Annotated in this window: 21 protein-coding genes; 3 read left to right on the forward strand and 18 right to left on the reverse strand. The window is 36.8% G+C overall.

The annotated features are described in order from the left end of the window. Positions 1-6 precede the first annotated feature (6 nt). The 16 genes from D0T53_RS06290 to feoB form a co-directional block, all read right to left on the reverse strand. Entirely contained in the window at positions 7-474 is a 468-nt protein-coding gene (locus tag D0T53_RS06290) for a CYTH domain-containing protein (RefSeq protein WP_163266198.1), read from the reverse strand. A 15-nt stretch (positions 475-489) separates the two neighbouring features. Then, positions 490-1,566, reverse strand: coding sequence for a DUF4831 family protein (locus D0T53_RS06295; protein WP_163266200.1), 1,077 nt, complete (start codon positions 1,564-1,566; stop codon positions 490-492). An 80-nt stretch (positions 1,567-1,646) separates the two neighbouring features. Continuing rightward, complete coding sequence (locus tag D0T53_RS06300) at positions 1,647-2,939, reverse strand: mechanosensitive ion channel family protein (RefSeq protein WP_255489405.1); 1,293 nt, start codon at positions 2,937-2,939, stop codon at positions 1,647-1,649. A gap of 144 nt (positions 2,940-3,083) precedes the next feature. After that, a complete protein-coding gene (locus tag D0T53_RS06305; RefSeq protein ID WP_163266204.1) occupies positions 3,084-4,250 on the reverse strand; it encodes an AIR synthase related protein in 1,167 nt (388 codons plus the stop codon). A gap of 52 nt (positions 4,251-4,302) precedes the next feature. Further along, complete coding sequence (locus D0T53_RS06310; RefSeq protein WP_163266206.1) at positions 4,303-4,941, reverse strand: HAD family phosphatase; 639 nt, start codon at positions 4,939-4,941, stop codon at positions 4,303-4,305. 118 nt (positions 4,942-5,059) lie between these two features. After that, positions 5,060-6,796, reverse strand: coding sequence for an ATP-binding protein (locus D0T53_RS06315; RefSeq protein WP_163266208.1), 1,737 nt, complete (start codon positions 6,794-6,796; stop codon positions 5,060-5,062). A 376-nt stretch (positions 6,797-7,172) separates the two neighbouring features. Next, complete coding sequence (locus D0T53_RS06320) at positions 7,173-7,871, reverse strand: response regulator transcription factor (protein WP_163266210.1); 699 nt, start codon at positions 7,869-7,871, stop codon at positions 7,173-7,175. A gap of 97 nt (positions 7,872-7,968) precedes the next feature. Further along, positions 7,969-8,160, reverse strand: a complete 192-nt coding sequence (locus D0T53_RS06325) for a hypothetical protein (protein ID WP_163266212.1) — start codon at positions 8,158-8,160, stop codon at positions 7,969-7,971. Positions 8,161-8,296: 136 nt separating this feature from the next. After that, on the reverse strand, positions 8,297-9,772 hold the full coding sequence (gltA, locus tag D0T53_RS06330; RefSeq protein WP_163266213.1) for an NADPH-dependent glutamate synthase: 1,476 nt from the start codon (positions 9,770-9,772) through the stop codon (positions 8,297-8,299). Between the two features lie 33 nt (positions 9,773-9,805). Then, entirely contained in the window at positions 9,806-10,588 is a 783-nt protein-coding gene (locus D0T53_RS06335; protein WP_163266215.1) for a sulfide/dihydroorotate dehydrogenase-like FAD/NAD-binding protein, read from the reverse strand. Positions 10,589-10,729: 141 nt separating this feature from the next. Continuing rightward, the gene (locus D0T53_RS06340) at positions 10,730-12,556 is read right to left on the reverse strand and encodes a U32 family peptidase (RefSeq protein ID WP_163266217.1); all 1,827 of its coding nucleotides are present in this window, start codon (positions 12,554-12,556) and stop codon (positions 10,730-10,732) included. Then, entirely contained in the window at positions 12,553-12,924 is a 372-nt protein-coding gene (locus D0T53_RS06345) for a DUF2809 domain-containing protein (protein WP_163266219.1), read from the reverse strand. The genes D0T53_RS06340 and D0T53_RS06345 overlap by 4 nt, the downstream gene beginning before the upstream one ends. Next, positions 12,925-13,353 carry a SufE family protein gene (locus D0T53_RS06350; RefSeq protein ID WP_163266221.1) on the reverse strand — a complete coding sequence of 143 codons (429 nt, stop codon included), beginning with the start codon at positions 13,351-13,353 and terminating at the stop codon, positions 12,925-12,927. Positions 13,354-13,366: 13 nt separating this feature from the next. After that, entirely contained in the window at positions 13,367-14,365 is a 999-nt protein-coding gene (locus tag D0T53_RS06355; protein ID WP_370457798.1) for a M28 family peptidase, read from the reverse strand. 147 nt (positions 14,366-14,512) lie between these two features. Beyond that, positions 14,513-14,764 (reverse strand): hypothetical protein, encoded by a 252-nt coding sequence (locus D0T53_RS06360; protein ID WP_163266225.1) that lies wholly within the window; start codon positions 14,762-14,764, stop codon positions 14,513-14,515. 565 nt (positions 14,765-15,329) lie between these two features. After that, positions 15,330-17,804: a ferrous iron transport protein B gene (feoB, locus tag D0T53_RS06365; RefSeq protein WP_163266227.1), complete on the reverse strand. Its 2,475-nt coding sequence runs from the start codon at positions 17,802-17,804 to the stop codon at positions 15,330-15,332. Positions 17,805-18,177: 373 nt separating this feature from the next. Here feoB and D0T53_RS06370 point away from each other — a divergent pair, with 373 nt between their 5' ends. Beyond that, entirely contained in the window at positions 18,178-18,786 is a 609-nt protein-coding gene (locus tag D0T53_RS06370) for a hypothetical protein (RefSeq protein WP_163266229.1), read from the forward strand. Positions 18,787-18,877: 91 nt separating this feature from the next. Here D0T53_RS06370 and D0T53_RS06375 read toward each other — a convergent pair whose 3' ends face one another. Both D0T53_RS06375 and D0T53_RS06380 read right to left on the reverse strand, forming a co-directional pair. Beyond that, positions 18,878-20,740, reverse strand: coding sequence for a DNA topoisomerase IV subunit B (locus tag D0T53_RS06375; protein ID WP_163266231.1), 1,863 nt, complete (start codon positions 20,738-20,740; stop codon positions 18,878-18,880). A gap of 56 nt (positions 20,741-20,796) precedes the next feature. Continuing rightward, positions 20,797-21,927 carry a hypothetical protein gene (locus tag D0T53_RS06380; RefSeq protein ID WP_163266233.1) on the reverse strand — a complete coding sequence of 377 codons (1,131 nt, stop codon included), beginning with the start codon at positions 21,925-21,927 and terminating at the stop codon, positions 20,797-20,799. A 280-nt stretch (positions 21,928-22,207) separates the two neighbouring features. On the opposite strand from D0T53_RS06380, the gene ettA reads away from it, so the two are divergent. Both ettA and D0T53_RS06390 read left to right on the forward strand, forming a co-directional pair. Next, on the forward strand, positions 22,208-23,893 hold the full coding sequence (gene ettA, locus D0T53_RS06385; protein WP_163266235.1) for an energy-dependent translational throttle protein EttA: 1,686 nt from the start codon (positions 22,208-22,210) through the stop codon (positions 23,891-23,893). A 43-nt stretch (positions 23,894-23,936) separates the two neighbouring features. Continuing rightward, positions 23,937-26,522 (forward strand): DUF5686 and carboxypeptidase-like regulatory domain-containing protein, encoded by a 2,586-nt coding sequence (locus D0T53_RS06390; RefSeq protein ID WP_163266237.1) that lies wholly within the window; start codon positions 23,937-23,939, stop codon positions 26,520-26,522. The last annotated feature ends 1 nt before the right edge of the window (position 26,523 follow it).

Below are 26,523 nucleotides of genomic sequence, written 5' to 3' on the forward strand. Positions count from 1 at the left end.
TTGGATTTACCACTTTTTATACGGGTTTTTCGTCAACTGCGAATTATAATAACGTTTGTCGCCCGTAACTTCCATTCCCAACCAGTCGGGCTGCACAAAAAAATCATCTTTATTTTTCAGCTCTATTTCTGCAACAATCAATCCTTTATTATCCCCCTCAAAAATATCGACCTCGAACATCAATTCTCCCGTAGGAACATAATAGCGGACTTTATCAATAACTCCGCCCTTGCATAATCCGAAAAGAATATCGGCATCGGCAATGCTTATTTCTTTTTCCCATTCTATACGTGTGGTTCCATCGTCCGAAGATTCACCTTTAATTGTAAGATAAGCTTTCTCCCCTTTCTGCCTTATTCGCACACTACGTTTTGGATCTGACGATATATAAGCTTGCCTTATTCTTTCATTTTTTACCGAAAAAGATATAAAATCACCTTTTACCAGAAACTTCCGTTCTATTTCTACAGCCATCAGTCACACTGTTTATTACTGGCTTATTTGTTTTATGGCTCCAAGCTCCGGATAAAACACAATTTTAATCGGGGAATCTTTCTTATATTCCAATTGTTTAGGGCTTATCACATCCTGCGTACCAAACTGCACAACATCACATTCCGATTTAAGAAGAACCTGATTATTAAATTCAATGGATAAATCGGCCTTTGCCGGTACATTATAGATAATTCCTTTCGAGAATTTTTCTGTCATTGCTTTTTGCTCTTTATCCGATAAAGTAACATCTTCCTTCGGATTTTTATTTGTCAACGATAAGTACACCGGCACTCCCGATAAATCGTCAGAATCAACAATGCCTAACTTAGATGAAAAACGGAATAAAATCCTTTTATCAATACTTTTGTCGTCCGAAATAATTTCGAAAGTCTTTTCTCCATACTCAACAACTTCGGTACCGACAAACATTGATGTCAAAGCTTTTTCTTGCTCATCAATTTGCTGCATCATCAATTTGTATGCATTTCCGTCGGGAGGCATATTATCAGCCTCTCCTGTCAGAATATTCGTTCTGCTATCGCGTAAACGATATATTTGTTTTGCTATTAATTCAGCCTGCTTTGCTGTAGACCCTGCACGTAAAATTTCTTCCGACAAAAACGCTTTCGGATCTGTACCTAATCCCGTAGATGCAGGCAAAGCTTCTCGTTTAGCAACACTTTGAAGTGTTGCATCCTCGTTTATTGCACAAATTAATCCATCTTCAGTCAACGAAACGAAAGCTCCGACTGTATTCGATTTAAACTCCACCAAATACGAACGGCTTTTATCGGGTGTACCCTTAGTTTGAGCAGTAATTGTTTCGATAGTAAAAACTGTATGGTTTTCCGTAATAGGATTAGATACATTTAAATAGCGCTCGGCATACTGATAAAACTCTCCGGCTTTTCGTGTTTTCTTTGTATACACAGCCGTCACTTCTATCTTTGTTTTAGGCAAGCTATAAGCCACGCCAAAATCATTTGCTTTTACTGCACTCATCTTCACAATATTCTGTGCCGAAGCCTGAAGTGCAAAACTCAACAATATAAGACCAATATAATATCTCATAAATAAAAATATATGTTTTGTAAAGAAAACAAAGCTAATAAAATATTAACTAAAAGATAATTCTATCACCTTAAAAAATGTCATTTACCATTCTGTTGGGGTTTTAGAATTTCAATATCCAGAATATCCGACCCCGATGTTTCTTCAAATACTCTCAGGTCGAAGAATCTCACAGCACTTATAAGGTGATTTAATATTTCGGACAATATTCCTTCGTATTCGTCCCAAACAACAGTGTTTGTAAATGTATAAAGTTGTACAGGTAAACCCTGCGTTGTGGGTGCTAACTGACGTACAAGCAGTGTCATCTGCTGATTAATACGCGGATGAGTACGTAAATACCAGTTTGCATACTCCATAAACAAATCGTTATTAGTAAGGCGATGCCCATTAAGAGCCAAACTTTGATCTATATTCAGCTTCTCGTTTATATCCTTAAACTCTGTTTGTTTTCTGGTTATAAATTCCGATAGGCCTTCTATCTTTTTCATCTGTTCCAACTCTTCATCCTTCATGAATCTGATATCGGACTGTTTTATATACAAGGAACGTGTAAATCGCCGCCCTCCCGATTCGGACATTCCGCGCCAATTCTGGAACGAATCTGATATTAATGCATAAGTAGGAATAGTTGTTATTGTTTTGTCGAAATTCACAACTTTCACTGTTGTTAGGTTTATTTCTTCAACAGTACCGTCTGCACCATATTTATTCATGGTAATCCAGTCACCAATATGTAACATATCGTTTGTCGACAACTGAATACTTGCCACAAATCCCATAATCGTGTCTTTAAACATCAACATCAAAATAGCAGATGCCGCACCCATTGCCGTAAAAAATCCTGTGGCCGATTTTCCTGTTAATATCGAGTAAACAATAATAAGGCCTATTATCACGAATATTATTTGTATTACCTGCAAATAACTCTGAAAAGGACGATTTTTAAACGCCGACTTGCTTTGTATTACACTTGCACCGGCACGAACGAACGACATAACTGTCCAGATAACCATAAACACAAGATAGATATCGGTTATCTTCAGAAAAGGTTCGGTAAAACCATCCAAATCCTCAAAAATAACAGGTATAGCTCCCCGTACAAAAGAATACGGAACAACCAACGCCAAATAATACGGCGCTTTATTTTTAACAGCATAGCCGAAAAATTCAAAAGTTGTAACCTTAGTTATTTTATTGAATACATACGTAAGAAGTTTTTTCACAACATACTGAAGCAATAAAACAATTACAATAGTAAGAATTATAAGGATAGATAATTTTACATACACAACCCAATCTTCCGAAATGCCTATTTGAGTAAGAACCTTATATAACCATTTGTTAATAATGCCCAACTCTGTAGTTTCCATGTTCTCCATTTTTATAACTTATTAATCTAATCATTTTTTCAGGATCAACAAATATACGAAAAATATGATTATTGATAAACAAAACAATCCCTGCAAGGTTTTAGCTTACAGGGATTGACTTTCTATTTTATTGTCAGCGGTCGTTTAATACTCAAAACGTCCGTACTCGCTTTCTATTACTAATTCTGTTTTCGCCGATGCTTCTACCCTACCCACTATACGAGCTTCAATATTGAAAGACTGGGATATAGCCATCACTTCCTGAGCATACTCTTCGGGTAAATAAATTTCCATCCGGTGTCCCATGTTAAATACCTTATACATTTCTTTCCAATCGGTACCCGATTGTTCTTGTATAAGTTTGAATAACGGAGGAACAGGAAACATGTTATCTTTTATAATCTTCACTTTATCTACAAAATGGAGTACCTTAGTTTGAGCGCCACCCGAACAATGAACCATTCCATGAATATGAGGACGCAACTTATCCAATATTTGCTTTATAACAGGAGCATAGGTACGAGTTGGCGAAAGCACCAATTTACCCGCATCTATATCAAGTCCGTCAATGCTGTCTGTCAGTTTTTTTCCTCCCGAATATACAAGATTCTCTGGAATTGAATTATCGTAGCTTTCGGGGTACTTCTTCGCCAAATAATTAGCAAATACATCGTGCCTAGCCGAAGTTAAACCATTACTACCCATTCCGCCATTGTATTCGCGTTCGTAAGTAGCCTGTCCCGAAGATGATAACCCGACTATAACATCGCCTGCCTGGATATTATCATTCGAAATAACTTCCGAACGTTTCATACGGCAAGTTACAGTACTATCCACTATTATTGTACGAACCAAATCGCCAACATCGGCAGTCTCACCACCTGTTGGATACACATTTACACCAAGTTCCGAAAGTTCTTCGCACAAATCGTTTGTACCATTTATTACCGCCGATATAACCTCGCCCGGAATAAGCATTTTATTGCGCCCGATAGTAGAAGATAGCAATATGTTATCGGTTGCTCCAACGCATAGAAGATCGTCGATATTCATAATCAAGGCATCCTGAGCAATACCCCTCCAGACTGATAAATCGCCTGTTTCTTTCCAGTAAGTATATGCTAACGACGACTTTGTACCTGCACCATCGGCATGCATAATATTACAAAACTCAGGGTCTCCCCCCAATACATCAGGTATTATTTTACAGAAAGCCTTAGGAAATATACCTTTGTCGATATTTTTTATCGCGTTATGAACATCTTCTTTCGAAGCCGAAACTCCACGTTGGTTATATCTTTGATCGCTCATCCGATTCTTCTAATTTTTATGAATATATTTAAGTGTGGCAAAGATACAAACATTAATCAAGATACGAAAGAACGAGAGGTATATCGGTAAAATCGGGAATAGTTGCATATACCAGACCGTTTAATTGATCGGCAGGGATAGTTGTCGATAAACCTATCACACGCATTCCCGCAGTCGTTCCCGCCTGAATGCCAGACAATGCGTCTTCGAAAACAACACATTCCGATGGATCGGATTGCAAATCTTTTGCTCCTAAAAGATAACACATCGGGTCGGGTTTACCTTGTGTTATGCGATTAGCTGTAACTATAGTATCGAACGTGTTGGTTAATCCCATTTGTTCGAGTGCTATCTTCAATTTAAACTCCCGCGAACTGGTTACCAAGCCTATTTTGTAGTTATTATTTTTCACATATTCGATAAAAGCATCGGCACCCGGCACAAACTGAAAATCCATTTGCTTTTCGAAATCATCAGTTTCTTTAAGTATCTGATCTATTACATCCTGAGAAAAATGAGAGAAATACTTCTCTATAATATTGGGCATAGTCACACCCTTTATTTTGAAAGCAAAATTATCGATACCCAAATTATATTTCTCTGCCAATGCATTAAAATAGATATCGTACTGAGGTTCGGTATTGGTTATAACCCCATCAAAGTCGAACAAGATTGTTGTTTTCTTACTCATAAATCATATCTTTTTCACATAACTAGGATGTAAGTATATTCTAAATACTTACATCCTATATCATATTTATTTTATTATCTAACAAGTATGCAAAAATACAAAATACCTGCTTCTCTTTCTATTTTTTAAGGGTAAATAAGAATTCCAATCCTCCTCCTTTATGATTTTTTACCTGAATTTGCCCATTATGGAAAAGTATGGCATTTTTTACTATTGACAATCCCAGCCCAGTGCCTCCTGTTTCTCTGGTGCGCCCCTTATCGGCACGATAAAAACGTTCGAATAATCGGTTAAGATGTTTTTCTTCAACACCTTTACCCGTGTCGTAATACGAGAAATATAAATAGTCGGAATCCTGCATGTAATTATTGACATAAATATCGACTCCCGCACCTGCATGGTCGAGCGTATTATCAATAAGGTTGCGAAACACAGCATACAGAAGTGTGTAATTTCCTTCCACTTCCAACTTATCATCCATTATTACATTAACCTTCACATTATTTTTCCCTAATTTATCTACAAGGCTAATTCGGGCATCGTCTATCAAGCGGGGAACATTCTGTTTCTCCTTTTGGAAAGAAGTACTTGCCTCATCCATTTTGCTTACAAGACTAACATCTTCTACCAAAGTAGAAAGTCTTAATATTTGTCCGTAAGCTCTGCTTATAAATGTCTGCCGCTTTGCTACAGGCAAATCCTGTTCGTTTAGTGTTTCCAAATATGCACGAATACTGGTTATTGGAGTGCGCAGTTCGTGCGCAATATTGCTTGTCATCTCGTGTTTAAGCAGGCTTGTTTTTTCTGCTTCGGTAACATCCTTTATTGTAATCTCGAACGATTTGTCTTCAAATACAACCGTCTGAACATCAAATGTCCGTCCGTTTTGCATAACCTGTACCGAATTATTATTTTCCAGACTTTCGCCCTTCGCTATTTCTGATAAAAAATCCTGAATAGGCTTAAATATTTCGCTTGTAAAAACAATACTGGCATCAAAAGTTAAAGAGTCGGTTATCAGATTCAGATACTGCATAAACTTTGTGTTTGCATAAATCTTTCGATGATCTTTATCAAAAACACATAAGCCTTCCTTCGAAAAATGAAAATGCTGTATCAGTTTTTCTTGTTCCAACTTTAAACGGCGTTCATTTTCAACCTTCTGGTTAAATATAACTACTAATTGTTTCCCTATATCGCCAAGCTCATCATGCGGAAAATTTACTTTCGGGAGAGATTTTCCATCTTTTATACTCTTTACAAAATTATTCAGAGTATTGATTGAGCTACTGAAACGCCCTGCTATAAAATTGAGTAACACTGCACATATAACAAACATTATCAGGGCAATGTATATAAACACTCGGCCGGGATCGAGAGCGCTTTTAACTTCAACATCGTAAGGTAAAGCCACCCTTATATAGTAGTTCGAATAAAACTTTGCAAAATATAAATATTCCTTATTGGTGGAGGCCGACATTCTTATATTAGACCCATACTTCTTATGTAAAGCTTTCTTTATTTCGGGACGGCTAAGGTGGTTTTCCAATTTCGAAATATCGTCTATATCTTTATCGTAAAATACTTGCCCTTCGGCACTGATAACAGATATCCTCAAATCTGAGGGAAGGACTTTTACCAGACTATCTATTCTTTCAGCCGAAAAAGATAAAACTCCACCACCCTGATTTAATAGCGAATGAATAACTTCGGTATAGCTATCCAATTGTTGTTCTTTAGCATAAACCCTATAATCTTTTTCTTCTTTCTGTTCGAGAATAATTATTGCCACAGTAAATAGACCGAATATAATTATAAAGCCTAAAAACAGTTTTAATTTATATGTAATTTTCATATAGCTGTATCTTTACTTATTCTACTTTTATAGAACTTCTTCTTCATTATAACAACTTGTAACACACTTTTTGATAAAAACCTGACAGTTCTGACAGATTCATTATTTTTTTAATTATACTATATTGCACATTATATTTAATAGCTTTGCGCAGAAACTGTCCCCAATGAATGTGCGGTAATAACAATAAAAATTTAACAGAACGCTTTTTATACACTTATCCTATCAATATAGAATTAAATCCTATTTATAGCATACCACAAAGCATGTAAACTAAAAAACCTGACACACCTGACAGTTTCTCCCAATATTTTAACCATCGTTGTAAACTACTTTCCAATGAGCGGAATAACCTATCTGATAGATAAAACAGGCTTTACTTTCCCTGATTAAAAGTGTAGCCATAACCTGTACGGTTAACAATGCAATCGCCATAATTTCCCAATTTCTTTCTCAAGCGGGCGATATGTACATCAACCGTACGCTCCAACACTATTTCGCCATCGGTCCACACCTTATTCAAAATATCTTCTCGCGAAAATATCCGGTTTTGGTTTTCAAGTAGCAATAATAATATACCATATTCGGTTTTTGTAAGGTCTATTATGTTATCATCTATCAACACTTCTTTTTTATCCAAATCAACAAGTAATGTATTTACTTCTATTGTAGAATTCGAAGCTGCAGCATCGGGTTTATAAGTCCGTTTAACAATGCTACGGACACGGGCAATCACCTCTTTTATCGAAAAAGGTTTCGATATATAATCATCAGCCCCAATTGAAAAGCCTGTAAGCATATCGTTTTCGGTATCTTTTGCCGTTATAAATATGATAGGCGTATCATTTCCCGATTTTCTTAATCTCTCGGCCATTCTGAAGCCCGACATACCTCCCATCATTACATCAAGGATTATAAGCTTATGCTTGTCGGATAGGGTTTCTAAAGCTTGTTCGGCCGACTCTGCCATATCTACTTCATATCCTTCATTTTCGAGATTAAACTGAAGAATATCCCTTATGTCGGCTTCATCATCTACTATAAGTAAATGTAATTTATCATCTTTTATTGCCATGTCTTAATTGTTTTCTCAGCTCACCAAATCCTTCACGGTTAATGTCGGTATCTCTTAAAAAACGAGTGATATTCAACAATATATCACCAATCCGTTCCTAATTCGTTGTAACATCCTGATAAGTAATTATCTTTCTTAAATCGGTTGCAATAGGGCTAAATTGCAATATTGTGAACACAATCTCTTCCCGAACTTTTATTTCGAGCCTGTCCATTATTATCTCATTTGCCTCGGCTTTTTCGTATAAAGTCCCAATAGCATTATTCTCGAATAACTTATTTGTAGTCATACTATATACTACTTTATAATTGGTTAAATATACTAAAATTTCAAATACGGTTGATATACTAATCCCGTCAACGGTATAAAAAAAACAGCACCGATAAAAACCGATGCTGCCTACTTGTTTAATGAAAGAATGATTATTACTTATTGAAAAGTTTTTCAGCCATAGCTGCGGCGGCTTTACGCCCGTCTCCCATTGCCAGGATAACGGTTGCTCCACCACGAACAATATCACCACCTGCATATACATCAGGCAAGTCGGTTTGCATTGTATCTTGATTTATTACTACAGTACCCCACTTAGTAACATCCAAACCTTTAAACGATGAAGGTATAAGTGGATTAGGAGATACTCCAACACTTACTATAACCTGATCAACATCTATCCATTCGGTTGCACCCTCAACAGGTACAGGCTTACGACGACCCGATGCGTCAGGCTCGCCAAGCTCCATCCTTTGCAGTAACATTTTCTGAACACGTCCTTGCTCATCGCCTTCGTATAGCAACGGATTGTGCAAAGTTAAAAACTCTACTCCTTCCTCCTTCGCATGTTTTACCTCCTCTAAACGGGCAGGCATTTCCTCTTCGGAACGGCGATATATAATCATAGCTCTGTCGGCACCTAAACGACGGGCGGTACGTACAGCATCCATCGCTGTGTTTCCTCCACCGATAACAGCTACCTTTTTACCCATTTTCACAGGAGTGTCGCTGTCTTCGCTCGATGCATCCATAAGGTTTACACGTGTAAGAAATTCGTTAGCCGACATTACATTGATAAGATTCTCGCCCGGAATATTCATAAAATTAGGTAGTCCGGCACCACTGGCAACAAAAATACCTTTAAAGCCTTCGGATTGTAATTCCTCGTAACTGATAGTTTTTCCAACAATACAGTTCTTTTCGAATTTCACACCCATTTTCGAAAGAGAATCTATTTCAACATCAACAATTTCGTTCGGCAAACGAAATTCGGGTATACCGTATTTCAATACGCCACCAATTTCGTGCAATGCTTCGAAAACTGTAACATCGTATCCCCGCTTAATCATATCGCCCGCAAACGATAATCCTGCAGGTCCCGATCCCACTGTTGCTATTTTTATTCCATTGCGTTTTTTTATTTCGGGAATCGAAATCTGACCACAATTACGCTCGTAATCGGCTGCAAAACGTTCCAAATAACCAATTGCAACAGCCTCTTTTCCCATTTTCTGAATATATATACACTTGGCCTCACATTGTTTCTCCTGAGGGCACACCCGACCGCAAACGGCTGGCAACGCACTAGTCTCTTTCAAAGTCTTTGCAGCTTCAAGAAACTCACCTCTTTCGATATTCTTTATAAATCCGGGTATATTAATTTCTACAGGGCAACCGCTCACACATGTAGGATTTGCACAATCGAGGCAACGTTTAGCCTCTGTCATTGCATTTTCTACCGATAAACCTGTATTTACTTCATCTTTTAAACTACGGCTTCTAACTTCAGGATCAAGTTCCGGCATATGAACCCTTTGAATATCAGAGCGTTCTTTTGCCTTCATGCTTTTACGCAACTCGTCCCTCCAAGCTTCGCCACGTTTTTCTTTTATATACTCTAGTTGTGTCATTTTTTACTACTTTCAGCTTTTAACAGATTCTTTTTAATTATATGCCTTTAAACGCATGAGCATTTCATCAAAATCTACCTCATGAGCATCAAATTCAGGGCCGTCTACACAAACAAACTTAGTTTTTCCTCCTACAGTTACGCGACAAGCTCCACACATTCCTGTTCCGTCAACCATTATTGTATTAAGCGACGAAATAGTAGGCACATTATATTTTTTAGTAAGTAACGAAACAAACTTCATCATTATGGCAGGTCCTATGGTTACACACATATCAACCTTTTCGCGATTAATAACCATTTCAATACCATTAGTAACAAGGCCTTTATAACCATACGATCCGTCGTCGGTCATAACAATAACTTCGTCCGAATATTCGGCAACTTGTTCTTCAAGTATAACAAGATCTTTTGTACGGGCAGCAAGCACCGATACCACTTTATTTCCTGCCTTCTTCATAGCTTCGATAATAGGCAACATAGGCGCAATACCAACACCTCCGGCAGCACATACCACTGTTCCAAAATTTTCGATATGAGTTGCTTTACCTAACGGACCAACTAAATCCGTAACATAATCGCCTACTTCAAGATCACATATCTTTTTTGACGATTTACCAACATTCTGAATAACAAGAGTTATTGTTCCCTTTTCTATATTAGAGCTGGCTATAGTTAATGGTATACGCTCTCCTTTAGGACCCACTTTTACAATTACAAAGTGTCCGGCCTTACGGCTTCTGGCTATTAAGGGTGCTTCAACCTCCAACTTAACAACATTCTGAGAAAAATACTCTTTGCCTACAATTTTGTTCATGGATAAAAAACTAGATAGTTATAAATTTGCGGTGCAAAAATAGTCAATAATTAATTATTATAACAGAAAAATCAAAACAAGTGTAGCATTTTTTTTGAAAAATTGATTTTTAAATAACTTTTTTCCAGTCAATTTTTCAAATCATGCATTCTTTATCACTTTCATTTCACACTCTTTACAATCAAAAACAAGCTGTAAACGAGTATCATTATATAACAAGAACAAAGGTTCCTTTAACTTTGTATTATCTTTATGTACCCTAGGGCATATTCCTAACGAATATTTAATGCAATGACGCGAAAACATGAGAGGAACCAAATCTCTATGTTTTCTCTCAAATGCAGGTTCTACAACTACCGATTGATGTTGTTCGTAGAATAACCTACTTTTATTATTCATTACATTACCCAGATATGTAATTTCTTTTTCGGGGAAAACATGATAGGTTTGCTCGAACTTCGGCTCTTTATTTCGGTAAGCTAAATTTCTTACTTGCATCAAACGCTCAGTTATTGCCCGTCTCCAATCGGCAACTTGTGATGCCGGGATAAACCAATTCTGCGAAATATTTATATCTACTTTACTTACATTAAATACAGTATTGCCGGTGCGGCTAAGATTACTTTTCAAATTTTCGGACTGGTCTTTCTGAGCTATTTCTTTTTTTTGATCGAATACCAAAGATACACTATTAAAATCCTCATCCATGGCTTCCAGAACGAAACCGAATTCAACTTCTCTTAGGCTTATTTCGACATTAATTTTTCGTTCCGCCGATTTTCGAGAAAGTACTTTATCAAACTCGTGATCGAAATTACGGTACAAAAAGGTTCCTTGCTTTAATTTGAGATGCTGCTCGGCCGGAAATATTTTTTCGCCATCAATACGATTTACCCTCACACCTCTCAGTTCCTTATTATCATCCAGATAACATAGCCCATCACCATTATTCAGTTTTTTAGTGCCGGACAAAACAAAGAAACGATCGAAGACACTTTTCACCCTACCTATTGGTTCTCCTATCGATTTAGGCGAATCTACCGACCAAATATCATCAGCCCTTCCGTCTATAAAATACCGTGTAAATCCCCGGTTAAAACTCTTTTCGGCATCGGGAGTAAATGTATATGAACACGTACCCGAAGACGAACGCTGATATTCGGGACGCCTGTTTATTATAGAATCTAGTTTTTGCCTGTAAAATGCCACAATATTCTTCACATAAGGCAAATCTTTTAAACGGCCCTCTATTTTTAACGAGCTGACACCTGCATCCAATAAATCCTCAAGCCTATCGGATAAATTAAGATCTTTGAGCGAAAGCAAGTGCTTTTTATCTTTTATTACCTTTCCGTCCGAATCGGCCAAAGTGTAAGGCAATCGACAAAATTGGGCACATGTTCCACGATTAGCACTACGCCCGGATAAGGCTTCGCTTAAATAACACTGCCCACTATACGAAACACACAAAGCTCCATGTATAAAAAATTCGAGAGGCGTAGATACTTTTCCTGATATATTCCTTATCTCATCAAGTCCTAACTCGCGCGCTAATACAATCTGCGAAAAGCCCGCATCTTCCAAAAATTTTGCTTTTTCGGGGCTTCTGTTATCTATCTGTGTACTTGCATGAAGTGGAATAGGAGGCAAATTGAGCATAGTTATGCCCATATCCTGAATTATAAGAGCATCTATTCCCACTTTGTATAACTTCCATATTAAAAGTTCTGCTTCGGGCAGTTCTTCATCCTTCAATATAGTATTTAACGCAACATATACTTTTACATTAAATAAATGCGCATATTTAACCAGTTCGGCAATATCGTCGATTGTATTGCCTACTGCAGCGCGCGCACTAAACCTAGGTGCCCCAATATAAATTGCATCGGCACCATGATTTACAGCCTCAATACCACATTCCAAATTTTTGGCAGGAGCTAAAAGTTCTATTTTCCGAGCTTTAATCAAGTATCTGATTCCCTTTCTATGAAATAACAAATAAGCGCACCTATTGAGTAACATGCTATATCGCCCCAACTAAAGGTACTACCCAAAACCGTACGTAAAAAAGGATTATCTGCTACGCCTAAAATATCGACCATTCCCAAATATTGGAAAAACTCGATAAGGTAAGCAAACAGCAATACACCCACAACAATATATCTGAACTTGGTATTTATAAAAGACCTCACAAAATAGAACATCAACATTACCACCAATATATCGCCCACATACGGACGTATTATGTCGTCTTTTACAAATAAAGCGATAATAACTTCTATTACTAATATTATTATAAAAAGGAGAAATGCCCTAGAATTAAATGTTAGTTTCATTTATCCGTTATTTTTAGCTTTATATGCCATTGCATAAAACTTTATTTGCTTAACCATCGACAACAAGCCATTCGAGCGCGTTGGCGATAGATTTTCTTTTAACCCTATTTTATCGATAAAATACAAATCAGCATCAATAATCTCGTCCGGAGTTCTATCCGACAACACTCTTATAAGCAAAGCTATGATACCTTTAACAATAACAGCATCGCTTTCGGCTTTAAACACAATACGTCCGTCTACAAAATCGGCTTGCAACCACACGCGGCTTTGGCAACCTTCTATCAGATTGGTTTCGTTCTTATACTTATCGTCCAGTTTTCCGAGCGAATTTCCCAATTCGATAAGTAAGGCATACTTATCCATCCAATCATCAAAAATCGAAAATTCTTCAATTATCTCGTCCTGAACTTCATTTATTGTTTTCATTGTTATCTTCTTATTATTTTTCTTTATAAACAACCTCTAATACTGTTTGCCCTACGGCTTTCAAAGTTGCTTTGCTAATATTGCTCATATCATCATTTTGAGTATGCCAATACCACCCAAAACCCGAAGAGGTGCTTTTGTCGTATTGTATAATATCTATACTGGGAACATTCAAATTAGTATTTACCGGTATATGATCGTCCATTATTGCTCCGCCTTTTTTGTCGACAAAATGTTTTCCATATCCTAACATACGTGCAGTGCTCCAAATCTTTTCTATTACTTCCGACGCGTAATACATCGAAAATTCTTCTTTTAAGAATGTAGCATCGGGAGCACCAACCATATCCAATAGAATACCATATCTTGCACTATACCCCGATACGTGAGGATTCTTAGACCAATGCTGAGATCCCAAACACCACCAATTGCCGGGAACATCGTCCATAAACTCAGGAACTCCATTATCTTCGGCATCAAAAAATATAATATCAACACCTACCGATGGCAATTGTTGTTGAAGCACACGCGCAACCTCAAGTAAAACTCCTACGCCACTGGCTCCATCGTTCGCTCCTAAAACAGGGTTTCTATGATTATCGGGGTTTGGATCACGATCCGATACAGGACGCGTATCCCAATGTGCAAACAAAAGAACACGCACATCATTATCTTTATTATACGAACCTATAATGTTGCGTGCTTTCATTACAGTTTCATCATAGGCCTTCAGGTCTACTCTTTGCTCTATTACATCTGCACCGAAACGTTTTAGTTCAGTTACCAGATAGTCTCCACATTCAACATGTTCTTTAGTATTAGGCACACGCGGACCGAAAGAAACCTGTTTGTCGACATAACTGTAAGCACTGTCGGCATTAAAATCAGGCGATATTTTCTGATAACTTATCGGTGCTTCGGGTTTACCTGTCGTGGTTTTGTTTCCACACGAACAAGCTAAAAAACACCCCGAAAGAAAAACAGCGCAAATATTTTTTAAATTCATAATCATAGAGATTGAAAGTACAAAGATACAGGAATGAACGCAAAATATAAAATAATGAAGTTAAGTAAAGCAAACAAGATTCTTATTAAGGCATACAAAAACGGGCTACTATTGATATTTTAATAGTAGCCCGTTTATTATTCGTTAAATAGATTATCCCCTATCGCTAAGATTTTTATCTATATTAATTCTATCATTTGCTTCTTCAACTTCTTTTTCTGTTGCTTCTTTTGGTTTTATTATATCTTTCTCGTTCAGCAAACTTTTATTAACCTGCTCAAAAGCATTTTTATCTTTGTTGTTTTTTCCCTCCTCCATAAATAATTGTTTTTTTATTCTCACTTCTATATTTTTTAAACAATAAAACTGATAATAATGTTCTGATACTAAATAATTATCTACCAAATAGAGCATCTTTAATAAAAGAGTGAAAACAATAAAAAACCGACCTCGTTTCCGAAGTCGGTTATATAAGAAAGTCGTACCGATAGATAAAGCCGAAACTCCTAAAAACAGGATTTGAGTGCCGCGGTCCTTTGTAATTCACTGTGCCTCGAAAGACAATCCCGAAGGATGTGACCCGCCATTGGAATCGCTAAGCTTGTCTCGGTGCTTTTTATTAATTGATGAGTTTCCCAATCGATCAGCACGACTTTTATTTCATTCATCAAGCTTATTTTCTATATCAAATATAGCACAAACTTTTGAGTTGTGCAAACAATCAACTTCTTATTTTCACATTTTTCGACACGCTACAGTGACAACTCACACAGCCACAGTTACCTGCCTTAGATTGACTTCTTACAAAAAAGAAATTGTACACATGGTATAACACTATGCCCAGCACAACAATACCAATAATGCCAACTATTATTTCTTGTACCATACCGTTAAACTCCTTATTTAATTAATGTGCTTTATTTAAATATTAAACAAAAACGAGAGGAAAGAGTTCACTCCTCATGCTGATTTATTGAATAAACAAACTACCTAACTGATACACTACAAACGATATACACCATGCCAATAAAGTAGTGTACACAATACTAAACATGCCCCATTTCCACGATCCCGATTCTTCCTTTATTGCGGCGATGGTAGCCACACAAGGAAAATAAATAAGAACAAATAAAAGAAACGATATTACAACTAATGGTGTAAAAGTAGAGCTTCCATCAGAATGGGTATCACTTAATAAACGATCGGGTAATGAATCGGTACTATCGGGGTTCCCTGTATATAATACACCTAGCGTGCTCACAACAACCTCTTTTGCCGCCATACCTGTAACCAAACTGATACTTATTTTCCAATCGAAACCTAAGGGTGCCATTATAGGTTCTATAAATTTACCGATACGTCCGATATACGAATTTTCCTGTTTTTCTATGCTGTAATTAACTTCTAGTTCACTAATCCGCTCCTCTTTCTGTTCTTCGTTAATAAGCTTTTGCACATACTCGTTTTCAATCACAGTTAAGTGGTTTTCATACAACTGTTCACGCTCCTTATCTAATGGGAAATATCCGAGAAACCATATTATAATAGATGCGATAAGAATAACACCTCCCATCTTGCGTAAATACTGGCGAGCTTTATCCCACATATGTATAATAACCGACCGAAGGGTTGGCATGCGATATGGCGGAAGCTCCATTACAAAAGGCGTATCTTCTTTCTTAAAAAGAAATTTTTTGAATATTCGTGCAGAAATTACGGCCAATAATATTCCGAAAATATAGAGCCCAAACAACACTAACCCTGCATGCTTTTCAAAAAATACTCCAATAAACAATATATAAACAGGCAATCGGGCGCTACACGACATAAACGGATTTACCAGCATAGTTATCATTCTGCTGCTACGGCTCTCAATTGTACGGGTAGCCATAATGGCCGGAACATTGCAACCAAAACCCATAATCAACGGGATGAACGATTTTCCGTGAAGCCCCATTTTATGCATTACCTTATCCATTATAAAAGCTGCGCGAGCCATATACCCCGAGTCTTCCATAAACGAAATAAACGCGTACAATATCATAATATTGGGAAGAAAAACAATAACGCCTCCTACTCCACCTATAATTCCGTCAACAAGTAAATCTTTCAACATGCCACTAGGCATAGCCCCCTTCAATGTTTCCGACAGCCAAGCAACCCCGCCTTCTATCCATTCCATCGGATATCCACCAAGAATAAAGGTACATTCGAACATAACCCACATAAAGAGGAAGAACAATGGAAACCCCCAATACCTATGGGTAACAATTGTATCAAGATTACGGGTTAGCTCCGATTGTTTTAGTTTTTCCTTCAACGTTTCTTTCAGGGCTCCGGTTATATATCCGTAACGAGCATTTGTAATAACCGACTCCGTATCTTCTTTTAATGTTTCTTCTATATCTTTTATTTCGGCATTACTTATGTCTATTATTTTGCCCCCATTATTCAGATTTTTCACATAATGTTCTATATCCGAATCTTTTTCCAGAAGCTTTATCGAGACATACCTCTGAGGGAACTCCAATAACCCATTAGAATGTTTATCCAACTCTATATTCAGACGGCTGATCGCATTTTCCAAAGTATTGCCGTAGTATATACGTACACGTTTAACTACGGGATCAATATCTTCATACACACGTATAACAGCATCAAATAATTCAGGAATCCCCATTCCGGTTTTACTTACTGTAGGGACTATAGGTATACCAATAAGTTCTGATAATTTAATGTAATCTAATTCGCTGCCGCTTTCCAGCAACTCATCATACATATTCAGGTCGATAACCATCGGCACCATCATATCAATAAGCTCTGTTGTAAGATACAGATTACGTTCTAAATTTGAGGCTGCTACTACATTTATTATTACATCGGGTTTTTCTTCTACAATAAACTTTCGCACATAAAGCTCTTCTGGTGTATATGCCGATATGGAATAAGTTCCGGGCAAATCTACAATAGTAAACTTATACCCTTTATGCTTGAATATACCTTCTTTCGAATCGACGGTTACACCGCTATAATTACCTACATGTTCGTGTGCTCCCGATGCGATATTGAATAACGAAGTTTTTCCGGCATTAGGATTTCCGACTAAGGCAACCTTTATTTCCTTCGATCCATTAATGTTTTTCTTTGAAACCAAGTGTTCTTCCCGAGAAGATGAACGGCTAAATAAACTTTCTTGTTCTATTTTATTTATAACAGCATCCTCAGGATATATCACTTCAATTAGTTGAGATTCACTTCTACGAAGCGAAACCTCATAATCCATTATTTTGTATTTAATAGGATCTTTTAATGGGGCATTTAATATTACAGTCACCGTTTTTCCTTTAATGAATCCCATCTCAAGAATACGTTTACGGAATGCTCCACTCCCATTCACCTTTACTATAATACCCTTTTCCCCAGTCTTTAAATCAGAAAGAACCATCTTTATAACAGGTTTTCTTGTTTTACTTTTTGACAGTGCAAAGATGGCAATTTTACAGCAATCCATCACAACAAATACACCTTTATTTATATTAATTATAAATAAGAGCAACAGAAGGACTGTTTATTTTATGTATACTATTTATATATAATGCATTGATGCTACAAAAAAACTCGTTTCTCAACTTCTTTACCTTTACCAATCAACTATTTACTATTTATCCTCCCCCCAATCGAAGAGATGGTATCGTCTGAAAAGTTTGCTTTTTTATTTGCTTTTTCATCATATCATTAGTTCCGTATTTATTATACTTGCAGAAATGGTAAAGATATACTACCTTTCGCCTCCTGAAAACATCTATAAACACAATGTTATGAAACAAGCATTAATGGTTATTCTTCTTACATTTTTCGTAACAACCTGTTACGCTCAATGGAGATTAGAACTTCCTGAAAACTATCCCCGTCAAAAACAACAAACAAAAAAAGCTGTACAGCAAAAACAAGCCACACCTTGGTTCGACAAATCGAAATTAACTTTTGGAGGACAACTGGGTGCACACTTCGGAGATTATACTCTTATAAACATTGCCCCTCAGGTTGGTTATAATTTCTCCCAATATTTTAATGCCGGATTGGGGTTCACTTATACTCACTGGAACGAAAAATATTATCTAAATTCCGAAAAGTATAAAGAAATAAATAACTTTTTCGGATTCAATGTATATGGTCGCTTCTATCCTATCAGTAACATAGTTCTTATGGTTCAACCCGAGATCAACAGGGTTTGGCAAAAAATCAAAGATGATAACCGGGATACAACAATAGAGAAAGACGAAACATTTGTTCCGGCATGTGTTGTCGGGGCCGGATTACGCCTCGGACCCATTTCGGCCATGCTACAATACGATGTTGTTCAACACGATAAAACACCTTACGGACGAAACATTTTTTACAGCATGGGCTATACTTTTAACTTCTGATATTAAAACAATCTATTGAACAATTATTTACTTATATATACAACAAACGGGCTTAAAAAAGCCCGTTTGTTGTTATAATGAACACCTAAATTTAGATTTCTTCTTCGTCTACAACCAGATTATCAATAATGAAAACCTGACGCTCGGGAGTGTTTTTCCCCATGTAAAAATTCAACATTTCTTTTACCAGGTCTTCTTTTTTCATCGTTACCCTATCAAGGCGTATATCCTTACCTATGAAGTGAACAAATTCGTCGGGCGATATCTCTCCCAATCCTTTAAACCTCGTGATTTCGGGATTTGCTCCAAGCTTGCTTATTGCCGCAATTCTTTCTTCCTCTGTGTAGCAATAAATAGTTTCTTTTTTATTACGTACACGGAACAAAGGAGTCTGCAAAATATAAACGTGATTCTTCTTCACTAAATCAGGAAAAAACTGAAGAAAAAATGTCAACAACAGTAAACGAATGTGCATACCATCGGTGTCGGCATCTGTTGCTATAATCACCTTATTATAGCGTAGTCCGTCGAGCCCCTCTTCGATATTTAATGCCGCCTGAAGCAAATTAAATTCTTCATTTTCGTATACAATTTTCTTTGTCAACCCATACGAATTTAAAGGTTTACCCCGTAAACTGAATACAGCTTGCAAATTCGGATTCCGGCTTTTTGTTATCGATCCACTGGCTGAATCTCCCTCCGTTATAAATATACATGTATCTTCGCGCTGATCGCCTTTTGCGTCGTTATAATGAAGGCGGCAGTCCCTTAATTTTTTATTATGTAAGTTTGCTTTCTTTGCTCGTTCGCGCGCCAATTTTGTTACTCCGGCAATAGCCTTGCGCTCTTTTTCCGACTCCAAAATCTTTTTCAATAAAATATCGGTAGTCTCAGCATCCTTATACAGGTAATTATCGAGTTCTTTTTTCAGAAAATCGCCGATAAACTTCTGTATTGAAGGACCATTTGGACCTATATCTTTCGATCCCAGTTTTGTTTTCGTCTGCGATTCGAAAATCGGTTCTTCAACCTTTATACTTATTGCAGCAACTATACCGTTACGAATATCTGCATAATCGAAGTTTTTATTATAGTGTTCTTTTATCACACGCGAAAGAGCCTCCCGAAAAGCCGATTGATGCGTTCCGCCCTGTGTTGTATGTTGCCCGTTTACAAACGAATAATACTCTTCGCCATATTGATTTGTATGTGTTATAGCTACTTCAATATCAGTATCTTTAAAGTGGATTATTGGATACAAACTATCGGATGTCATCGTATCATTCAATAAATCAACTAACCCGTTCTTCGATAAGAATTTTTTGCCGTTATAAACAATTGTCAGACCCGTATTCAAAAAAACATAATTCTTTAACAGGCTCTCAACATATTCGTCTCTGTAATGATAATTGGAAAAAATGGTGTCATCCGGAATAAATTTAACAAACGTACCATTATCCTCCGATGTCGTTTCCAGAGCTATTTCATTCTCTACAATAGCTTTTCCGTATTGTACAGAGGTTGTTTGTCCATCCCTGAAACTTTGAATATAGAAATACGAAGACAATGCATTCACAGCTTTAATACCTACCCCATTAAGTCCTACCGACTTTTTAAAAGCTTTAGAGTCGTATTTAGCTCCGGTATTCATTTTCGACGACACATCTTTCACTTTACCTAAAGGAACACCTCGTCCGTGGTCACGAACACTTACAATACCTTCATCAATAGTTACTTCAACGGTTTTACCAAAACCCATCATATATTCGTCGATAGCATTATCAAGTACTTCTTTTAATAGTACATACACACCATCGTCAGCAGACGAACCGTCGCCAAGCTTACCGATATACATACCCGGACGACGACGAATATGTTCCTGCCAATCGAGGGTTTTAATGTCATCGTCAGAGTAGTTAGCCATACCCTGCAAATTATCGTCTAGTTCTTCCATATATATTTATAAATGCTTTTTATTAGTTAGTTGCTCAATCCACTGATATTGTATTATTATATATTCTTCATATATGCCCGACGTACTTTATGACGTTCTGCATTAAAGCCATCCCACAAAGATGCTACTTTGTCGTTCATTTCCAGTTCGGGATTCGATTCTGCATATCTGAACCCACACTTATGTGCCGAAGGTATAAAATCGTCGAATATTATGGCATTTACACCTTTTCCCTGATATTCGGGCGCTACTCCTACAAGCATAAGATCGATAACCGGGTTCTTTTTACCTTTTAAGTCCTTCAATAAGTAATACCAGCCAAAAGGGAACAATTTACCTTTCGCCTTTTGTAAAGCTTTCGACAAATTAGGCACACCAATACCAAAAGCAACAATTTCGTCAGTATCTTCCTTCACTATTAACGAAACAACATCCCATCTGAGAAGAGGAACGTACATCTTCACATAATAATCGATCTGTTTTTTAGTTAGTGGAGCAAAGCCATATAAAGGCTCATAAGCCCTATTCAGCAGATGAAAAAGCTTATCGACATAAGGAGTTATTTGTTTAAGGCTTTCAAACTTCAAAACTTTCAGCCCAAATTTCTTTTTCACAATCTCAGCAATACGCCTATGCCTATCGGGAGTGCTTTCAGGTACAGGAATATAATACTCATTCCAATCAACTTCTTTTTCAAACCCCAGACGTTCTATCTGATCTTTATAATACGGATAACTATACACAGTCGACATTGTAGAAATCTTATCAAAGCCTTCTATCAGTAAGCCTTCGTAGTCAAGGTCGGTAAATCCCATTGGGCCTTGAATATTGTTCATGCCCTTACTCTTCGCCCAACTGATAGCAGCATCGAAAAGAGCATCTACAACTTCATTATCATCTATAAAGTCGACAAAACTAAAACGGGCACTTTTTCGCTCCCATATTTTATTCGCTTGATGATTTATTATGGCGGCTATACGTCCTACAACTTCGTTATTCCTATACGCTAAAAACAGCTGCATTTCGCAAAAATCGAAAGCCGGATTTTTCTTCTCATCCAGCGTTCCTAATTCGTCAAGTATTAATGAAGGTACATAGTAGGGATTTCCTGCATAAAGTTTTATTGGAAATTTCACAAACTTTCGTCTCGAAGCTTTATCATTAGCCTCTATTATAGTTACTGACATCTATTTTTCTGAATATATAATTAAATTGTCTATCTCTCCTATCAAGTACAAAGATACAATTTTATTTAGGTATGTAAAAATGAAAAAAATCAGATTATTTTGTATTTTTTATCGAGCCGAAAACAAGTATATTTCTCACTTTTCGGCAATGTTTCATATTCTAAAAATCGTGAAACTTAGGAATAAATACATAATCAAAAAAAATGATTATTTTTTATTTCATTATATTTGTATACTATAAACAACGATTAATATATAACAAACTACATATCAACAAATTATGTCAGACGATAAAAAGATTATTTTTTCAATGATCGGGGTCAACAAGATTTACCCTCCTCAAAAACAAGTATTAAAGAACATTTACCTCTCATTTTTTTATGGTGCTAAAATCGGAATTATAGGACTAAATGGTTCTGGAAAATCAACTCTTTTAAAAATTATAGCCGGAATAGATAAAGAATACCAAGGCGAAATAGTTTCGGACAAGGGATATAGTGTTGGCTATTTAGAACAAGACCCCAAATTAGACCCAACAAAAACAGTTAAAGAAATTGTGCAAGAAGGGGTTCAACCAATAGTTGACGTTCTTAAAGAATACGAAGAAATTAATGAAAAATTCGGGTTACCCGAATATTATGAAGATCCTGACAAAATGGATGCTTTATTCGCTCGTCAAGCTGAGCTACAGGATAAAATAGATGCAACTGATGCATGGAATCTTGATAACAAATTAGAACGTGCGATGGATGCATTACGCTGCCCGCCCGAAGATCAACTAGCTGAAAACTTATCGGGAGGTGAAGCTCGCCGAGTAGCTCTATGCCGTTTGTTACTTCAACAACCCGATGTATTGTTGCTTGACGAACCAACCAATCACCTCGATGCTGAGTCGATAGACTGGCTGGAACAACATCTGCAACAATATCAGGGTACTGTTATTTGTATTACCCACGATCGTTATTTCCTCGACCATGTTGCAGGATGGATTCTTGAATTGGACAGAGGTGAAGGCATTCCATGGAAAGGTAACTACACATCGTGGCTTGAACAAAAAACCAAGCGGATGGAACAAGAAGAAAAACAGGCCAGCAAGCGTCGCAAAACATTAGAGCGAGAACTGGATTGGATAAAGATGGCACCAAAAGCCCGCCATGCAAAAGGAAAAGCTCGTTTGAACTCATACGAAAGGTTACTAAACGAAGACCAAAAAGAAAGAGAAGAAAAACTCGAAATATTTATACCTAACGGACCACGCCTTGGAAATAAAGTTATAGAGGCTCACGGAGTAGCAAAAGCTTTTGGCGACAAGGTATTGTTTGACAACCTGAACTTCACCCTTCCTCCGAATGGAATTGTAGGGATTATCGGCCCCAATGGAGCTGGTAAAACCACTTTATTCCGCCTAATACAAGACATTGACACTCCCGACAAAGGGACATTCGAAGTTGGCGAAACCGTAAAAACAGCATACGTAGACCAAGCACACGCAGGAATCGATCCAAATAAAACTGTTTATCAGGTAGTATCGGAAGGTTCCGAATTTATTCGCGTTGGAGGAAAAGAGATTAATTCCAGAGCCTACCTATCTCGTTTTAATTTCACAGGAGCCGATCAGGAAAAATTGTGCGGAGTCCTATCTGGAGGAGAACGAAACAGACTACATTTGGCTCTCACTCTAAAATCTGAAGCTAATGTTTTATTACTCGACGAACCAACCAACGACATTGACGTAAATACCTTGCGAGCATTAGAAGAAGGTTTAGAAAACTTTGCAGGCTGTGCAGTTGTTATATCACATGACCGCTGGTTCTTAGATCGTATTTGTACGCACATACTCGCATTCGAGGGCAATTCCGAAGTATTCTTTTTCGAAGGCTCATACAGCGAATACGAAGAAAACAAAAAAGCCAGAATGGGTAATGTAGAACCTAAGCGTGTTCGTTATAAAAAATTAATTGACTGATAATATAAGAACAAAGAGTAAACTATTTTTCAGTCAAAAATACATGGCGAAAACAGTTTACTCTTTCTATAAATTATTAATGAATATTATCCTTAATACAAAAACTTTTCAAATAACGGTTTGCATATTTATCTTATCCTTAATATGCCTTCCTCTAGCTTCCCAGATAACAGTCGTAAATGGTACTGTTAAAGATTCTCTTTCTGGCGAGCCTATTTCTTTTGTTACAGTAAGATTCGAAAATTCGACATCCGGAAGCTTAACCGATGATAAAGGGAAATTTAGAATCGGAAACAATCAGGACAAAAACACCGTGGTTGTATCTCAAATGGGTTACCGCACAAAAAAAGTTACAGTACCCATAAAACAAACAACTAATATTGTTATTGAATTAAGTCCTGAAGGTGTGGGATTGAACGAAGTAGTTATTCGCCCTAAAAAAGAAAAATATTCGAAAAAGAATAATCCTGCAGTAGAGCTGATAAAAAAAGTAATCGCTAATAAAAATAATTATACAATAACCAATCAGGATTATTACAAAAGCGAGGAATACGACCGGATTTTATTTGCTTTCAATGAGTTTAATAAAGACAAAGCTCCGTTTAAAAACTTTGAATACCTTGCAGACTACACATCATACTCTAAAATAGATAATAAACTAATTCTACCTTTCTCTGTGAGAGAAACATCTTCGGACGTATATTACCGGAAAAGTTCGAACGACACAAGGCGCGTTTTTAAAGGTTATAATATAGAAGGGCTAGACCAAACTATAAATACAGAATCTATTGACGATGTAATAAAGGGTGTATTCAAAGATATTTCGATAACCGATAATGATATTGAGATATTATTGCGCGATTTTGTCAGCCCATTAAGCAGTAGTAACGCAGTCGATTTTTACCGTTGGTATATAATTGATACTGTTACAATAGAACAAAACAGATATATTAATTTGGGATTTGTACCCTTCAATACCCGGGATGTAGGCTTTATCGGAAATTTATATATTGCAGCCGATTCGACATACGCGCTTAAACGATATGCTATGCGTATACCGAGCAAAGCCAATATAAATTTTATTGATGAGATGTACATTTGGCAAGATTTCGAGCAGAAAGCCCCTAACCTATGGGTGCCCAAAGAAGGTATTACAGCTATCGAGGCTTCATTGTACGGAACAATAAAAATGTATGTTGAAAAAAATAAGGCATATCAGAAATTCACATTCAATCAGCCTCTTAATTCTATTTTCCATAACCCATCGCCCGAAATATATTTAAAAGACTATAAGAAACAAGACGATGAGTTTTGGCAAGCTCATAGACCCTCGATATCGGAAGATCTGCACATGGATAATATGATGCAAGATATTCTATCCAATAAGCTCTTAAATATTGGTATAAAAGTGGCTGATATTGTTTCGTCGAATGGATACATTCCAACATCAAGCGATGAAGAAAAAAACAAAGTAGACATTGGTACAACAATGAATTTCTACAGTTTCAACTTAGTCGAAGGCAATCGTTTTCGTTTAACAGGCGCTACAACCCGAAACTTTCATAAGCATCTGTTTCTGTACGGCTATTTAGCATATGGCACAAAAGACCGAAAGTTTAAGTACATGAGCGAGGTTACATGGGCTTTCAATAACAGAAAATATCATAAAGACGAATTTCCGAGAAACAACCTTTCGTTTTCGTATAAATATGACGTCAATGCTTTAGGACAACGTTTTCTTCAAGCCGAGAGGGATAATATATTCATGTCTACATCGAAGAAAAGAAAGCTAACCTATGAGCGCATGGGGCAGATAGAATTTATAAAAGAATATTATAATAACTTCTCGTTCAATATTTTTTCGAGTATACGTGAAACCAAGCCTGCGGGAAGCATGGTTTTTGAAGTAAACAAAGGAAATAGCATATTGGATACAATACCACATCTGCGATTTTCGGAGGTTGGTGTTATATTGCGATATGCCCAAAATGAAAAATTTGTACAACAAAGAAGAAAAAGGCGTAATTTGCCTTCTAACGGATTTATTTATACTCTTGGTTTTTATTCCGGCTTTAAGGATGTTTTTGGCGGGCAATTCGACTATCAAAAACTTACGCTTTCTATCGACAAAGAATTCTGGCTAAACAAATATGGTAAAGTTTATATGACTTTGTTAGGGGAAAAGGTTTGGGGAGAAGTTCCGTTTACTATGTTGTTGTCTGGTAGTTCCAATAGTTCATTTACAATACAAAGGGGTAGTTTTGATTTACTTGAATCTATGGAATTTACGAACGATGTACAGTTCACATGGCATTTAGACTATCGCATGGGAGGATGGTTATTTAACCGTTTACCTCTACTTAAACAGCTAAAACTGCGAGAAGTATTTGGTTTCAAAGGCTTTATCGGATCTTTATCGAAAAGAAACAATCCTAAATACAACTCCGATTTATTAGTATTTCCAAACGATGTATTTTCGATGGGAGATACGCCATATATGGAAGTAAATGTGGGTGTTGAGAATATTTTCCAGTTTTTCCGCATCAACTATGTACGTAGGCTCAACTATTTGGACAATCCTAACGTCAGTAAAAGTGGTATACGTATAGGTTTTGATCTGCGTTTCTAAA

Origin of the sequence: Dysgonomonas sp. 216 (assembly GCF_010501065.1) — a bacterium.
Lineage (GTDB): Bacteria > Bacteroidota > Bacteroidia > Bacteroidales > Dysgonomonadaceae > QVMM01.

Bases quoted from the DNA above. Each gene is read 5' to 3' on its own strand.
- D0T53_RS06290 (WP_163266198.1), bottom strand. From the start codon at position 474: ATGGCTGTAGAAATAGAACGGAAGTTTCTGGTAAAAGGTGATTTTATA.
- D0T53_RS06295 (WP_163266200.1), bottom strand. From the start codon at position 1,566: ATGAGATATTATATTGGTCTTATATTGTTGAGTTTTGCACTTCAGGCT.
- D0T53_RS06300 (WP_255489405.1), bottom strand. From the start codon at position 2,939: ATGGAAACTACAGAGTTGGGCATTATTAACAAATGGTTATATAAGGTT.
- D0T53_RS06305 (WP_163266204.1), bottom strand. From the start codon at position 4,250: ATGAGCGATCAAAGATATAACCAACGTGGAGTTTCGGCTTCGAAAGAA.
- D0T53_RS06310 (WP_163266206.1), bottom strand. From the start codon at position 4,941: ATGAGTAAGAAAACAACAATCTTGTTCGACTTTGATGGGGTTATAACC.
- D0T53_RS06315 (WP_163266208.1), bottom strand. From the start codon at position 6,796: ATGAAAATTACATATAAATTAAAACTGTTTTTAGGCTTTATAATTATA.
- D0T53_RS06320 (WP_163266210.1), bottom strand. From the start codon at position 7,871: ATGGCAATAAAAGATGATAAATTACATTTACTTATAGTAGATGATGAA.
- D0T53_RS06325 (WP_163266212.1), bottom strand. From the start codon at position 8,160: ATGACTACAAATAAGTTATTCGAGAATAATGCTATTGGGACTTTATAC.
- gltA (WP_163266213.1), bottom strand. From the start codon at position 9,772: ATGACACAACTAGAGTATATAAAAGAAAAACGTGGCGAAGCTTGGAGG.
- D0T53_RS06335 (WP_163266215.1), bottom strand. From the start codon at position 10,588: ATGAACAAAATTGTAGGCAAAGAGTATTTTTCTCAGAATGTTGTTAAG.
- D0T53_RS06345 (WP_163266219.1), bottom strand. From the start codon at position 12,924: ATGAAACTAACATTTAATTCTAGGGCATTTCTCCTTTTTATAATAATA.
- D0T53_RS06350 (WP_163266221.1), bottom strand. From the start codon at position 13,353: ATGAAAACAATAAATGAAGTTCAGGACGAGATAATTGAAGAATTTTCG.
- D0T53_RS06355 (WP_370457798.1), bottom strand. From the start codon at position 14,365: ATGATTATGAATTTAAAAAATATTTGCGCTGTTTTTCTTTCGGGGTGT.
- feoB (WP_163266227.1), bottom strand. From the start codon at position 17,804: ATGGTTCTTTCTGATTTAAAGACTGGGGAAAAGGGTATTATAGTAAAG.
- D0T53_RS06370 (WP_163266229.1), top strand. From the start codon at position 18,178: ATGAAACAAGCATTAATGGTTATTCTTCTTACATTTTTCGTAACAACC.
- D0T53_RS06375 (WP_163266231.1), bottom strand. From the start codon at position 20,740: ATGGAAGAACTAGACGATAATTTGCAGGGTATGGCTAACTACTCTGAC.
- D0T53_RS06380 (WP_163266233.1), bottom strand. From the start codon at position 21,927: ATGTCAGTAACTATAATAGAGGCTAATGATAAAGCTTCGAGACGAAAG.
- ettA (WP_163266235.1), top strand. From the start codon at position 22,208: ATGTCAGACGATAAAAAGATTATTTTTTCAATGATCGGGGTCAACAAG.
- D0T53_RS06390 (WP_163266237.1), top strand. From the start codon at position 23,937: ATGGCGAAAACAGTTTACTCTTTCTATAAATTATTAATGAATATTATC.